The 13,573-nt window shown below is 66.9% G+C and carries 13 protein-coding genes and 2 tRNA genes; 8 read left to right on the top strand and 7 right to left on the bottom strand.

Going from position 1 to position 13,573, the window contains the following annotated elements; translation table 11 throughout:
• The first annotated feature begins 1 nt into the window (after position 1).
• Positions 2–1,624, top strand: a complete 1,623-nt coding sequence (locus EV675_RS25975; RefSeq protein WP_130361370.1) for an alpha-amylase family protein — start codon at positions 2–4, stop codon at positions 1,622–1,624.
• A 7-nt stretch (positions 1,625–1,631) separates the two neighbouring features.
• Here the strand turns inward: EV675_RS25975 and EV675_RS25970 are convergent, their stop codons facing one another.
• Together EV675_RS25970 and EV675_RS25965 are read right to left on the bottom strand one after the other, a co-directional pair.
• Positions 1,632–2,111 carry a DUF421 domain-containing protein gene (locus EV675_RS25970; protein ID WP_130361368.1) on the bottom strand — a complete coding sequence of 160 codons (480 nt, stop codon included), beginning with the start codon at positions 2,109–2,111 and terminating at the stop codon, positions 1,632–1,634.
• 83 nt (positions 2,112–2,194) lie between these two features.
• Positions 2,195–2,271 (bottom strand) — tRNA-Arg (locus EV675_RS25965).
• Between the two features lie 134 nt (positions 2,272–2,405).
• Here EV675_RS25965 and EV675_RS25960 point away from each other — a divergent pair.
• Genes EV675_RS25960 through EV675_RS25940 form a run of 5 tightly spaced genes read left to right on the top strand, consistent with a single transcriptional unit; the run spans position 2,406 to position 7,003 of the window.
• Positions 2,406–3,179 carry an ABC transporter ATP-binding protein gene (locus tag EV675_RS25960; protein ID WP_165404781.1) on the top strand — a complete coding sequence of 258 codons (774 nt, stop codon included), beginning with the start codon at positions 2,406–2,408 and terminating at the stop codon, positions 3,177–3,179.
• Positions 3,176–3,889, top strand: a complete 714-nt coding sequence (locus tag EV675_RS25955; RefSeq protein ID WP_130361366.1) for an ABC transporter ATP-binding protein — start codon at positions 3,176–3,178, stop codon at positions 3,887–3,889. Before EV675_RS25960 ends, EV675_RS25955 begins: the two co-directional genes overlap by 4 nt.
• A gap of 23 nt (positions 3,890–3,912) precedes the next feature.
• Complete coding sequence (locus tag EV675_RS25950; RefSeq protein ID WP_130361364.1) at positions 3,913–5,136, top strand: ABC transporter substrate-binding protein; 1,224 nt, start codon at positions 3,913–3,915, stop codon at positions 5,134–5,136.
• A complete protein-coding gene (locus EV675_RS25945; protein ID WP_130361950.1) occupies positions 5,133–6,017 on the top strand; it encodes a branched-chain amino acid ABC transporter permease in 885 nt (294 codons plus the stop codon). The genes EV675_RS25950 and EV675_RS25945 overlap by 4 nt, the downstream gene beginning before the upstream one ends.
• The gene (locus EV675_RS25940; RefSeq protein ID WP_130361362.1) at positions 6,014–7,003 is read left to right on the top strand and encodes a branched-chain amino acid ABC transporter permease; all 990 of its coding nucleotides are present in this window, start codon (positions 6,014–6,016) and stop codon (positions 7,001–7,003) included. The genes EV675_RS25945 and EV675_RS25940 overlap by 4 nt, the downstream gene beginning before the upstream one ends.
• Positions 7,004–7,006: 3 nt before the next feature.
• On the opposite strand, the gene EV675_RS25935 is transcribed toward EV675_RS25940, so the two are convergent.
• Positions 7,007–8,053 (bottom strand): DNA topoisomerase IB, encoded by a 1,047-nt coding sequence (locus tag EV675_RS25935; protein ID WP_130361360.1) that lies wholly within the window; start codon positions 8,051–8,053, stop codon positions 7,007–7,009.
• A 193-nt stretch (positions 8,054–8,246) separates the two neighbouring features.
• Between EV675_RS25935 and EV675_RS25930 the strand changes: the two genes are divergently transcribed.
• Positions 8,247–9,185 carry an SMP-30/gluconolactonase/LRE family protein gene (locus tag EV675_RS25930; RefSeq protein WP_130361358.1) on the top strand — a complete coding sequence of 313 codons (939 nt, stop codon included), beginning with the start codon at positions 8,247–8,249 and terminating at the stop codon, positions 9,183–9,185.
• Here EV675_RS25930 and EV675_RS25925 read toward each other — a convergent pair.
• Both EV675_RS25925 and EV675_RS25920 read right to left on the bottom strand, forming a co-directional pair.
• Positions 9,182–10,066, bottom strand: coding sequence for a DMT family transporter (locus EV675_RS25925; protein ID WP_207222053.1), 885 nt, complete (start codon positions 10,064–10,066; stop codon positions 9,182–9,184). The two genes, EV675_RS25930 and EV675_RS25925, sit on opposite strands and share 4 nt — an antisense overlap.
• A 6-nt stretch (positions 10,067–10,072) precedes the next feature.
• On the bottom strand, positions 10,073–11,578 hold the full coding sequence (locus EV675_RS25920; protein ID WP_130361356.1) for an aldehyde dehydrogenase family protein: 1,506 nt from the start codon (positions 11,576–11,578) through the stop codon (positions 10,073–10,075).
• Between the two features lie 221 nt (positions 11,579–11,799).
• Here EV675_RS25920 and EV675_RS25915 point away from each other — a divergent pair.
• Positions 11,800–11,876 (top strand) — tRNA-Pro (locus EV675_RS25915).
• Between the two features lie 155 nt (positions 11,877–12,031).
• On the opposite strand, the gene EV675_RS25910 is transcribed toward EV675_RS25915, so the two are convergent.
• Positions 12,032–12,922 carry a LysR family transcriptional regulator gene (locus EV675_RS25910; RefSeq protein WP_130361948.1) on the bottom strand — a complete coding sequence of 297 codons (891 nt, stop codon included), beginning with the start codon at positions 12,920–12,922 and terminating at the stop codon, positions 12,032–12,034.
• A gap of 150 nt (positions 12,923–13,072) precedes the next feature.
• Positions 13,073–13,537, bottom strand: a complete 465-nt coding sequence (locus EV675_RS25905; RefSeq protein ID WP_130361354.1) for a nuclear transport factor 2 family protein — start codon at positions 13,535–13,537, stop codon at positions 13,073–13,075.
• Positions 13,538–13,573: the final 36 nt, after the last annotated feature.

Genomic DNA, 13,573 nt, shown 5'->3' with positions numbered 1-13,573 from the left:
CATGGTGCCGCTGTGGTATCGAAACGCCATCATCTATCAGGTCGACCCCAGCCTGTTCCGCGACGCCAACGGCGACGGCCTGGGCGATCTGGCGGGCGTATCGGAAAGGCTGGAATACCTGCGCGGCCTGGGCGTCACCTGCCTGTGGCTGACGCCTTTCTATGCCTCGCCGATGCGCGACGGCGGCTACGACGTCACCGACCATCTGGCGGTCGACCCGCGCTTCGGCGCCCTGCCCGACTTCGTCGCGCTGATGGCCAAGGCCGAAGAACTGGGGCTGCGCGTGATCATCGACCTGGTGGTGCACCACACCTCCGACCGCCACCCCTGGTTCCAGGCCGCCCGCCGCGACCGTACCTCGCGCTACCGCGGCTACTACGTCTGGGCCGACACGCCCGAGCCCACCGACGAGAAACCGATCTTTCCCACCGTCGAGGACAGCGTCTGGACCTGGGACGAACAGGCCGGCCAATACTACAAGCACATTTTCTATTCGCACGAGCCGGACCTCGATCTCGGCAATCCCGAGGTGCGGCACGAAGTCGAACGCATCATGGACTTCTGGCTGCGGCTGGGCGTCTCGGGTTTCCGCGTGGACGCCGCCTCGCACATGATAGACAGCGCGCGCTCCCCCGACCCCACCGACGACGGCTTCTGGCTGCTGGACGACATGCGCCGCTTCGTCTCCCGCCGGCGCGCCGACGCCGTGCTGCTGGGAGAAGTGGACGTGCCTCCCTGCCACTACGTCGACTACTTCGGCAGGGGCGACCGGCTGACCCTGGTGCTCAACTTCTGGCTGAACAACTACCTTTACCTGGCGCTGGCGCGCGGCAAGGCAGAACCTCTGCTGCGGGCGCTGGCCGGACAGCCCGACCCGCCCGAAGGCGCGCAGTACGCGCTATGGCTGCGCAACCACGATGAACTGGACCTGGAGCGCCTGAGCGAGGACGAACGCCGGGAAGTCATGGACTGCTTCGCGCCCGATCCCGAGATGCGCATCTATCACCGCGGTATCCGGCGGCGGCTGCCCCCCATGCTGGGCGGTGACAAGCGGCGGCTGGCGCTGGTGCATGCGCTGCTGTTCTGCCTGCCGGGCACGCCCATCCTGCGCTATGGCGAGGAAATCGGCATGGGCGACGACTTGTCGCTGCCAGAACGGCTGGCGGTGCGCACGGCCATGCAATGGTCGGACGAACCCGGCGCGGGCTTTTCGGCCGCGCGTCCGGGACAACTGGCGGTGCCGCTGATCGACTCGGGGCCCTATGACTACCGGCACGTCAACGTCTACGCGCAATCGCTGGACGAGGACTCGCTGCTGACCCATACCGGCAAGATGATCCGTGCCCGGCTGGGCATGCGCGAGATAGGCGGCGGCCACTGCCGGCCCGCCGCCATCGAATGTCCGCAGGTGCTGGCGCTGCGGCACGAGCTGGACGGCGTGGCGGTGCTGACGCTGGCCAACCTCGGGCCGGAGGACGTGCAGTTCACCCTGCACGACGCCGACTGCCAGCACATGACCGACGTGATGGCCGACGGCCCCTACGACGCGCCCTCGGGCCACCCGGTCCGGCTGCGGCTGCGCGGCTACGGCTATCGCTGGCTGCGGCCGCGCATCGCGCTTTAGCGTGCCGCTATTTCCGCTTGATGACACTGACGTTGCCGTCGGCTTCCAGATACAGCGCTTTCACGTCTTCGATGCACTCGATGCCCTGCTGCCGGTACTTGGCCTCGAGTTCCTCGTCGGTGATCGATTGCCGCCGCATGTTGCCGCGCAGCTTCCTGCCGTTGCGTATCAACATGATCTTTTCCGGATCGACGAAGCGGCGCATCCACGGGAAATGGAAAGCCACGCGATCCAGGGCCATGTTCCAGGCCACCAGCGTACTCACCAACAGCGCCGCATCGCTCACGCTCTTGCCGTCGCCGGCCATGCCGTTCTGGGCCGCATCCGCCACGATCACGATCAGCAGGATGTCCGCGATGCCCATCGAGCCCACGTCGCGCCGGACGACGAAGCGGAACAACAGGAACAGCAGCCAGTACATGACCGTGCCGCGAACCAGGGTTTCCAGCGGCGGAATGGAAAAGGCGAAGATTCCGGACCAGTCCAAGGCGCATCCTCCGTAGCCACGACGGAAAGACGTTTCGCAAGAAGCGGACCTGGCGGGGGAAGGGAAACCAAAGGCGGGCAGGCTGGCGCGGCGGACAGGAATCGAACCCGTAACCCCAGGCTTAGAAGGCCTGTGCTCTATCCAATTGAGCTACCGCCGCCCCGAAGCGCGGAAGTTTACCACCATGCCGGCCGGCGGCCGCCCATCGGTTCCGGGCAAACACCTAGGCCCCCAAGAGAAGGATTTGCGACACAATGCAGCAGGCACATGCGACATAGCCTGATACGGGAAACCATGAGCGACCTCATCCTCGAAACCCGGGACCTCAGCAAGGCCTTCAAGGGATTCGTCGCGGTCAAGGATGTGAACCTGCGCGTGGCGCGCGGCAGCATCCATGCCCTCATCGGGCCCAACGGCGCCGGCAAGACCACCTGCTTCAACCTGCTCACGAAATTCCTGACGCCCACCTCCGGGCGCATCTTCTTCAACGGCACCGACATCACCCGCGAGGCGCCGGCCCAGGTCGCCCGGCGCGGGATCATCCGGTCGTTCCAGATCTCCGCCATCTTCCCGCACCTGACCGCCCTGGAAAACGTCCGCGTCGGACTGCAGCGGCGCGAAGGCGGGACCTTCCGGTTCTGGCGCAGCGTCTCGCTGCTGGACCGCCTGAATCCGCGCGCCATGGAACTGCTGGACGAAGTGGGACTGGCCGGATTCGCCGCCACCCCGGCGGTGCAACTGCCCTACGGACGCAAGCGCGCGCTGGAAATCGCCACCACGCTGGCCATGGAGCCCGAGCTGATGCTGCTGGACGAACCCACGCAGGGCATGGGCCACGAGGACGTGGACCGCGTCACGCAACTGATCAGGAAAGTCGGGGCGGGCCGCACCATCCTGATGGTGGAGCACAACATGAAGGTCGTGTCCTCCATCGCCAGCACCATCACGGTCCTAGCGCGCGGCATGGTGCTGGCCGAAGGCCCCTACGAAGCCGTGTCGCGCAACCCGGAAGTCATGCAGGCCTACATGGGCACGGTGGAAGGCGAGCTCCAGGGAGCCCACGCATGAACGGTCCGGCGCTGCAAATCCGGGACCTGCATGCCTGGTACGGGGAATCGCACATCCTGCACGGCGTGGACCTGGAGGTGGCGCGCGGCGAAGTCGTCACGCTGCTGGGCCGCAACGGCGCGGGCCGCACCACCACGCTGCGCGCCATCCTGGGCCTGACCGGCGCGCGCCGCGGCTCGGTGCGCATAGGCGGCGTGGAATCCATAGGCATGCCCACCCACCGCATCGCCCACCTGGGCGTGGGCTATTGCCCCGAGGAACGCGGCATCTTCGCCTCGCTGTCCTGCGAAGAAAACCTGATGCTGCCCCCTCCCCTGCGCGGCACCGGCGAGCGGGCCATGTCGGTCGAGGAAATCTACGAGATGTTCCCCAACCTGCGCGAACGCCGGCATTCCCCCGGCACGCGGCTGTCCGGCGGCGAACAGCAGATGCTGGCGGTGGCCCGGATACTGCGCACCGGCGCCGACCTCCTGCTGCTGGACGAGATCTCCGAAGGCCTGGCACCCGTCATCGTGCAGGCCCTGGCACGCATGATCCGGGCCCTGAAGGCCCGCAACTACACCATCGTCATGGTGGAACAGAACTTCCGCTTCGCCGCGCCGCTGGCCGACCGCTTCTATGTCATGGAACACGGCCGCGTGATCGAAGCCTTCGCATCGTCGGACCTGGCAGCCAAGCAGGACACCCTGCACGAACTGCTTGGCGTATGAGGAGTACCTCTTAGGAGACCCGCATGAAGAAGCAAGCCCTCGCAGCGGCCATCACGGCCGGTTTGGTTCTGGGATCCACCGCGCCGACGCAGGCGCAGGCGCCGAAGATTTCCGGCGACGTCATCAAGATAGGCTTCATCACCGACGGCTCTAGCGTCTATGCCGACATCGACGGCCCTGCGGGAGCCGACGCCATCCGCATGGCCGTGGCCGATGCCGGCGGCCAGATCAACGGCAAGAAGATCGAGGTCCTGTACGCCGACCACCAGAACAAGCCCGACATCGCCTCGGCCCGCGCCCGAGAATGGATAGACCAGCAGGGGCTGGACCTCCTGATAGGCGGCACCAATTCCTCGACCGCGCTGGCCATGGCCAAGGTCGCCACCGAGAAGAAGATTCCCTACGTCGTCATCGGCGCCGGCTCGTCGCGCCTGACCAACGAAGACTGCTCGCCCTACATCGTCCACTACGCCTACGACACCGTCGCGCTGGCGCGCGGCACCGGGTCGGCCGTGGTGGCGCAAGGCGGCAAGAGCTGGTTCTTCCTGACCGCCGACTACGCCTTCGGCCACTCGCTGGAATCCGATACCAGCGCGGTGGTCAAGGCCGCCGGCGGCACCGTGGTGGGTTCGATCCGACATCCCCTGGCGGCCTCGGACTTCTCGTCCTTCCTGTTGCAGGCCCAGGCATCCAAGGCACAGATACTGGGCATGGCGAACGCGGGGGGCGACTTCATCAACGCCACCAAGGCCGCGGCGGAATTCGGCGTCACCAAGACCATGAAGATCGCCGGCCTGCTGGTGTTCATCAACGACATCCACACGCTGGGGCTGGCCGCCACGCAGGGGCTCTACCTGACCGACGGCTGGTACTGGGACCAGAGCAACCAGTCGCGCGCCTGGGCCGCCAAGTTCGAACAGAAGCTCAAGCGCAAGCCCTCGTCGCTGCAGGCGGCCGACTACTCGGCCGCGTCCTTCTACCTGAAGGCGGTCAAGGCCACGGGCACCGACGATCCCGACACCATCATGAAGTGGTTCAAGTCGAACAAGATCAACGACATGTTCGCCCATGACGGCTACGTGCGGGCGGACGGCCGCATGATCTACGACATGTACCTGTTCCAGGTGAAGACGCCCAAGGAATCCAAGGGCCCCTGGGACTACTACAAGGTGGCGCAGAAGCTGCCCGGCGACAAGGTCTACACCACCCCCGCCGAGTCCAAGTGTCCGTTGCTGAAGAAGTCATGATGATCTTCGGCGTCCCGCTGCAGGCGATGCTCGGGCAGTTGCTGCTCGGGCTCGTCAACGGCTCCTTCTACGCGGTGCTGTCGCTGGGGCTGGCCGTCATCTTCGGCCTGCTCAACGTCATCAACTTCGCGCACGGGGCCTTGTACATGGTCGGCGCCTTCCTGGCCTGGCTGGGCCTGCAATACCTGGGGCTGGGCTACTGGTGGATGCTGGTCCTGGCCCCGCTGGCGGTCGCGCTGCTGGGCATCGTGATCGAACGCACGATGCTGCGCTGGCTGTACAAGCTCGACCACGTGTACAGCCTGCTGCTGACCTTCGGCCTGACGCTGCTGATCGAGGGGCTGTTCCGCAGCTTCTATGGAGTCTCGGGGCAGTCCTATCCGGTGCCTGATCTGCTGCAGGGCGCCACCAACCTGGGCTTCATGATACTGCCCAACTACCGCGCCTGGATCGTGCTGGCGTCGCTGGCGGTGTGCCTGGCGACCTGGTACGTGATCGAACGCACGCGCCTGGGCGCCTACCTGCGCGCGGGCACCGAGAACCCGCGGCTGGTGGAGGCCTTCGGCGTCAACGTCCCGCGCATGGTGACGCTGACCTACGCCTTCGGCGTGGCGCTGGCCGCCTTCGCCGGCGTGCTGGCCGCACCCGTGCAGCAGGTCTCGCCGCTGATGGGCTCGAACCTGATCATCGTCGTCTTCGCCGTGGTGGTCATCGGCGGCATGGGATCCATCATGGGCTCCATCCTGACCGGCCTGGGCCTGGGCGTGATCGAAGGCTTCACCAAGGTGTTCTATCCCGAGGCGTCGAACACCGTCGTCTTCGTGCTGATGGCCCTCGTGCTGCTCGCGCGGCCGGCCGGCCTGTTTGGAAAAGCCACATGAACCGACATCTCGCCGGCTGCCTGGCGCTGGCGCTGGGGCTGGGCGTGCTGCCCTACCTCGGCGTCTATCCCATCTTCGCGATGAAGCTGATGTGCTATGCGCTGTTCGCCTGCGCGTTCAACCTGCTGCTGGGCTACACCGGGCTGCTGTCGTTCGGGCACGCCGCCTTCCTGGGCAGCGCGGCCTACGCCACCGGCTATGCGCTCAAGACCTGGGGGTTGCCCACCGAGCTGGGCATCCTGTTCGGCGTGGCGGTCGCGGCGGCGATCGGGCTGGTCATGGGCGGGCTCGCCATCCGGCGCAGCGGCATCTATTTCGCGATGATCACGCTGGCCGTCGCGCAGATGCTGTACTTCTTCTACCTGCAGGCCCCTTTCACCGGTGGCGAGGACGGCCTGCAGGCCATTCCGCGCGGCACGCTGCTGGGCCACATCGACCTGGGCAACGACATGGCGCTGTACTACGTCGTGCTGGCTGTCTTCCTGTTCGGCGTCTTCCTGGTCTATCGCACCGTGCAATCGCCCTTCGGGCAGGTCCTGAAAGCCATACGCGAGAACGAGGCGCGCGCCACCTCGCTGGGCTACGACGTCAACCGCTACAAGCTGCTGGCCTTCGTGCTGTCCGCCGCGCTGACCGGGCTGGCGGGCGCGACGAAATCGGTGGTGTTCATCTCGGCCACGCTCAGCGACGTGGTCTGGCAGATGTCCGGCCTGGTCATCCTCATGACGCTGGTGGGCGGCATGGGCACCCTGACCGGCCCCATGGTGGGCGCGCTCATCATCGTGCTGGTCGAAAACAAGATAGGCGAATGGGGCACCGCGCTGGCGGACATGACCGGCATCGCGTGGTTCGGCAACCTGGGCGACGCCGTCACCATCGTCACGGGCCTGATCTTCGTCGTCTGCGTGCTGGCCTTCCGGCGCGGCATCGTCGGCGAACTGGGGGCCTGGCTGGAGCGGCGCCGCGCGCGGCCGGCCGGCTCCTAGGGTTCAACCCGGACCGTCCAGGAACGCCAGCAGCCGCCGCTCGGCCGCGCTCAGCCCGCGCGGGCCGGAGGCGGGCCACGTCGCCGGCAGTTCGCCGCGCAGATAGGTATCGACGATGGCCGGGTGGATGTAGCAGGCCCGGCACACCGCCGGCGTATTGGCCAACCGCTGCGCCACCGCCTTCACCACCTCGACCACCGCCTGCCGCGCGGCCGCGCCCTCTTCGCGCGGCATGCCCCGCAGCCACTCCAGCGCCAGCACCGATCCGGCCCAGGTGCGGTAATGCTTGGCCGTGAAATCCCCTCGTCCCGCCTCGCGCAAGTAGGCGTTCACGGCAGTCGAATCGATACCGCGCGGCTGGCCCGCCTCGTCCAGGTAGTGGAACAGGGTCTGGCCGGGTATCTCCATGCAGCGGCGCACCACCCGCGCCACCCTGCGGTCGGCGATGGTGACGTCGTGCTCGATCCCGCTCTTGCCGCGGAAACGCAGCCGCAGCCGCGTGCCCGACAGCGACGCGTGGCGCGGCCGCAGCGTGGTCAGGCCGAACGAGCGGTTCTGCCGGGCATAGGCACGGTTGCCCACCCGCACCAGCGTCGCTTCCAGCAGGCGCACCACCGCGGCCAGGACCTTTTCCTCGCCCAGTCCCGGCGCATCGAGCGCGCGCTGCACCCGGCGCCGGATGCGCGGCAGCGCGCGGCCGAACTGCGCCAGTTGCCCATACTTGTCGGCGTTGCGCACCACCTGCCAGTGCGGATGGTAGCGGTACTGCTTGCGGCCGCGCGCGTCGCGGCCGGTGGCCTGGATGTGCCCCGCGGGATCCGGGCATATCCAGACCTCGCCATAGGCCGGCGGTATGGCCAGCGCATCGATGCGGGCAATCTCCTTCGGGTCGCGGATGCGCGCGCCCCGCTGGTCCACGTACACGAACCGGCCACGGAACAGCTTGCGGCCATACCCCGGGCGGGTGTCGTCCACATAGACCAGTTCGGGCGCGGCGCAGTTGCCGGCCAGCGCGGCCACGGCGGAATCGGAGGCTTGGGTGAAGTCCATGGCGAGGGTCGAGCAGGCTTCGTGCCAGGAGCCCCGCGCGGGCGTTCCCCGGGCACGCCCCCGCCTGGAAATGAAAAATCTACTCGCCCGCGGCGCAGAAGCTGCCATCGCGGCGCACTGGCGGCGCGCGCCGCGATGGCCGACAATCGAAGCGTCCGGGCGCGCCCACCTGCGCCCCGCACCAGGAGGCACCATGTGGCAAGCATCGCAGCGCTATCCCGACCCCGCCGTCCGCGCGTTCGACCCTCGGTTCGAGCAATACCGGCTGCCCTCGGCCGCGGTCGAGCGCCTGGCCAGCGGCTGCCGCTGGAACGAAGGGCCGGTCTGGTTCGGCGACGGCCGCTACCTGCTGTGGAGCGACATCCCCAATGACCGCGTCATGCGCTGGGACGAGATCAGCGGCGCGGTCAGCGTCTTTCGCTCGCCGTCCGGCCATGCCAACGGCATGACCCGCGACCGGCAGGGCCGCCTGGTCACCTGCGAGCACAGCGGCCGCCGGGTGATCCGCACCGAACACGACGGCGCCGTCACCGTGCTGATGGACCGCCACGACGGCAAGCCGCTCAACTCCCCCAACGACGTCGTCGTCAAGTCCGACGGCACGGTCTGGTTCTCCGATCCGCCCTTCGGCATCGCCGGCTACTACCAGGGGCTGCCCGCCAGGCAGGAGTTGCCGTCCAACCTCTACCGGCTCGACCCCGCCACCGGCGTGGCCGAGGTCGTGGCCGGCGACATCGCCAGTCCCAACGGCCTGGCCTTCTCGCCCGACGAATCCGTGCTGTACGTGGTCGAGTCGCGCGCCAAGCCGCGCCGCATCCTGGCCTTCGACGTCGCCGCGGGCGGCGGGAAACTGTCCAACCGGCGCGCGGTGATCGACGCCGGACCGGGCACGCCCGACGGCCTGCGCGTGGACGTGGACGGCAACCTGTGGTGCGGCTGGGGCATGGGCAGCGACGAACTGGACGGCGTACGCGTGTTCGCGCCGGACGGCGAGGCCATCGGCCACATCGCGCTGCCGGAGCGCTGCGCCAATCTGTGCTTCGGCGGCCGGCACCGCAACCGTCTGTTCATGGCCGCCAGCACGTCCATCTACGCCCTGTACGTCAACACGCAGGGCGCGGCCGGCGGCTAGCGCCGGCGGTTCACCAGCACCAGGCCCGACACTACCAGCGCCACGGCCAGCAGGAACATCGGCCCGACCGGCTCATGCAGGATCAGCGCCGCGGCGGCCACGCCGAACAGCGGCGACATCGACGTGCCCGCCTGCAGCGTGCTGGCCGGATACAGCGTCAACAGCCGCAGCCAGAGCAGAAAGGTCGTGGCCGCGATCCACACCGTCTGATAGGTCAGCGCCAGCACCGGCGCCAGGTTCCATCCGCGCACCGACTCGCCGGTGGCCATGCCCGCGCCCAGCCCGATCACCGCCGACATCGCCAGTTGATACAGCAGCACCTTCTCGGGCGGCGCCGTGGCCAGGCGGGTCGCCTTGATGCCCAGCGTCGTCGCGGCCCAGAACACGGCCGCCCCGATGATCATCAGATCGCCCAGCCATGCTTGCGGCGACGTGGCCCCGCGCGGGACGCCCATCACGATGGCGGTTCCGCAGAAGGACAGGCCCAATCCCACCCACTGCGGCCAGCGCAGACGTTCCGACGGAAGCAGCCAGGTCGCCCCCAGCGCCACGAAGAACGGCGCCGTGTACAGAAACAGCGAGGTGCGGCTGGCATCGGTCCATTGCAGGCCCAGGTACAGCAACACGAACTCGCTGGAGAACAGCAGCCCCGAGAACAGGCCCGGCCACAGCGAACCGTCCCGCACGAACAGCTTGCCCCGCCCCGTGGCCAGGCAATAACACAACACCAGCAGCCCGGCCCCGGCCGAGCGTATGCCCATCTGCAGGAAAGGCGGGAAATCGGGCAGCGCGATCTTCACCGCGACCTGCTGCCCGCCCCAGCTCGCGCAAAGCAGCACGAGCATCGCGATGGCGGCGACATCCAGGGAACGTTTGGACACGGCGATCTAGCGATGCTGTTCCTGCGCGGTGGTCGCCACCAGCCGCACGGCGGCCAGATCGGCGCCCGTCAGCACGCCCCCGCGGCCGAGCAGACGGCCGTGTTCCCAATTCGACAAGCCCAGCTCCGGCTTGCCCAGCGCATACTGCCCGTCCACCCATCGCGTAAAGCCATCGCCCACGAACGGCGCATCGATGCGCTGCCGGAAACGCTGGTGCGCCCGCGGATCGCCGGCGATCAGGCTGGCCACGAAACGGGGGCTGTAGCGATTGAACAGCGCCACCGCCTGGTCCACCGACTCCACCACCACCAGCGACAGCTCCGGCGTCTCTTCCCATTCCCACTCCTGCCCCAGCCGCTCCTCGGGCAACGGGCTGGCATAGGGCTCGTCCACGTCGCCCTCGGCGCGCCGCACCAGGATACGGCGTTCGAACAGCTCCGCCGGCACGAAAGACTGCGCCGAAGGCGTGACATGCAGGCGCGGCGCCCCGGTCAGGGCAGCCCCCGCCTCGTCGATGGCGCGCAGAAAGCGCGGCATCAGGTCCGCCACCCGCTCGCGCACGATGCAGCACACGTTCAGCGTATTGCAGACCTTGCGGTCCAGCGAATGACGCACCGCGCGCTCGAAACGCTCGCCGTCCGCACTCGGGTCCGCCACCAGCCAGGCGCCGCCCGTGCCGTGCGCGCTGACCGGCACGCCGGCCTGCCGCGCCACGCTGCTCAATTGCATCACCGCCGTGCCCGATCCGCGCGCCACCGCCAGCGCCAGCCGGCTGTCGCTGAACATCGCCCAGCCCGCCGCGCGGTCCTCGACCTCCACCAGGCTGACCGCTCCCTGCGGCAACCCCGCCGCCTCCAGCGACGGCCGCAGCGCGTGGCGCAGCAGCGCGCTGGCCGTGCCCAGCGCATCGCTGCCTATGCGCAGCACGGCCGTATTGCCGCTGGCCAGCACGCCGCAGGCGTCCACCAGCACGTTCGGCCGGCCCTCGAACACGAAGGCCACCACGCCCAACGGCACCCGCAGCACATCCACCTGCCAGTCGCCATGGTCCACCCGGCCCAGCACCCGATCATCCTGCGCCGCCAGGCCCGGCCAGACCCGCAGCCCTTCGATCATCGCGGCGCGCATCTTGTCCGACACCCTGAGCCGCGTCGTCGAACGGCTCCGCTGCTGCGCGCGCCGCACGTCCTCCTCGTTGGCCGCCACCACCTGCGCCCAGACCTCGTCCCGTTCCAGCGCGCCGGCGAACGTCTCGTAGAACCGGTCCACCGCGCCCGGCTGCACCTGCGCCAGCGCCTCGAAAGCCTCGCGCGCCTCGCCCACCCGGGCGCGGACCACCTCGTCCACCTGCCCCGGAATCCGCAGCAGCGCCCCGCTTTCCTGCACCACCAGCAGCCGGTCGCCCGCCTGGAACGCGCGCGCCAGCTCCGCGTCCACGCGCGTATACCGATTGCCGCCGTAAGGAATCACCATCCCCGGTTCCAGGCGATCCAGGGTCCCTTGTTCGTTCATGAAGCTCTCCTTGGCCATTCTGCCGCCGCGCCCCATCCGACGGATGGACGCGGCCCGGCCGCATGGAAAGATATTACCCCGGCGCACCGGCCATTCCGGGGTGGTGGGCCTTGCTGCTGCCGATCCCGCTGGTCAACCTGGCGGCTTATTGGGTGTTTGCGTTCAAGAAATGGCCGGCGGGGCAGTAAGGGGGTCTGGCATCGGGTACAATGCGGGTCCGTCGGGGCGTAGCGCAGCCTGGTAGCGCATCTGCTTTGGGAGCAGAGGGTCGCGAGTTCGAATCCCGCCGCCCCGACCAATAAAATCAAAGGGTTAGCTTACTTCTGGTGAGCTAGCCCTTTTTCTTTGCTCGGCGTCTGGGACGAAATAGCGCAAGGTCCGAGCCCATGGCGGGGCGCATCGGCGCGACCATGCGCCAGCTGAATCGCCAAGGCCCTTGTCAGGTTTGAATGGTCAGTTAAAGAGCGGATTCTCTCGCAGGCGGGAAACCGCCAAGTCGACGAAAGCTCTCACTTTCGCAGGAGCCTGCCGGCCCTCTGGATACAGCACATGGATAGGTAGCGGAGGCTCTTCAAACTCGCTAAGCACAATCTGCAATGTGCCTTCAAGCAATGCGGGTCCAATCTGATAGAGAAGTACCCTGGTCAAACCCCGGCCCGCTTTGGCAGTTTCAATAGCCGCCTCATTGGTGTTGCATTGCAATGCGGCGTCAATGACGACTCTCTGACCCTCCGCGAAACGCCACTCTGGAGAGGACCACGCACTATTGGACGCAACAATGCGATGATTCTTCAGATCCCCGGGCGTGGCAGGTGCGCCACGGGAATCCAGGTATTCCGGTGATCCGCAGATAACTCGGCGCACTGAACCGACCGGAATAGCGGTGAACCCCGAGTCCGGCAGGTGGCCTATGCGAATAGCGACATCCATACCCTCATCTACGATATTCACGGGACGATCCAGGAAGAAAGTCCTCGCGCGCATGCTTGGGTAGGTATCGAGGTACTCCGTCACGATGGGCAGCACGTACATCTGCCCAAACATGGCGGAGGCCGTGATGGTCAAGGCTCCAGACGGTTCGGCGTAATGGCCCGCCGCGGCCGACTCGGCTTCGGCAATGTCGCTCAGGATTCGACGGCAATCATCCAGGTAACGACTGCCTGCCTCCGTCGTCTTGACGGACCGGGTAGTACGCACAAATAGACGGGCCCCAATCAATTCCTCCAGCGCCGCTATGGTTCGCGTAACCGACGGAGCGCTCATGTGCATGTGACGCGCGGTTTTGGCAAAACTCTCTGTTTCTGCAACCTTTACAAAAATACGCATCGCCAGCCAACGATCCATTCCTTGGTCCTTCCTCTCGTATTGGCGGATCATCATGAGAGTCTCCGGGATTATGCGTCATTTCGGAGCCCTTTTGCAGAGAGCAGCCTTGCTGCGACGATCTTGGCGGATTTGCTCCTCGCGAGCCGATGCAAGCGCTATCGCCCTTGTTCAGAATCCGAAATCACCAAGATTGGGATGATTGTCCGGCCGGCTTCCTAGCGGCCAGCGGAACTTGCGGTCAGCCTCGGCGATCGGATGCTCGTTGATGCTGGCATGGCGCGCCCGCATCAAACCGTCTTCCGCGAACTCCCAGTTCTCGTTGCCATAGGCGCGGAACCATTGACCACTATCGTCGCGGTATTCGTAGGCGTAACGAACGGCGATGCGGTTACCCGTAAATGCCCAGAGTTCCTTGATCAGGCGATAGTCCAGTTCGCGATTCCATTTGCGGGTCAGGAAGGCTTCGGCCTCCCCTCGGCTCGTAACGAATTCAGCGCGATTTCGCCAACGGGTATCTTCGGTGTAAGCCAACGCTACCTTGGCAGGATCGCGGCTGTTCCAGCCATTCTCCGCAAGGCGCACCTTTTCGATCGCGGTCTGTTCGGTAAAAGGGGGAAGGGGCGAACGAGACATGAGGACTCTCCTTGTCGGGTTGAAAAGCACCTGGCT

It is taken from the genome of Pigmentiphaga kullae (assembly GCF_004216695.1).
In the GTDB taxonomy this organism is placed as follows: domain Bacteria; phylum Pseudomonadota; class Gammaproteobacteria; order Burkholderiales; family Burkholderiaceae_B; genus Pigmentiphaga; species Pigmentiphaga kullae.
Note: the sequence above shows the minus strand (reverse complement) of the source record. Positions and strands in the feature narration are given on the sequence as shown.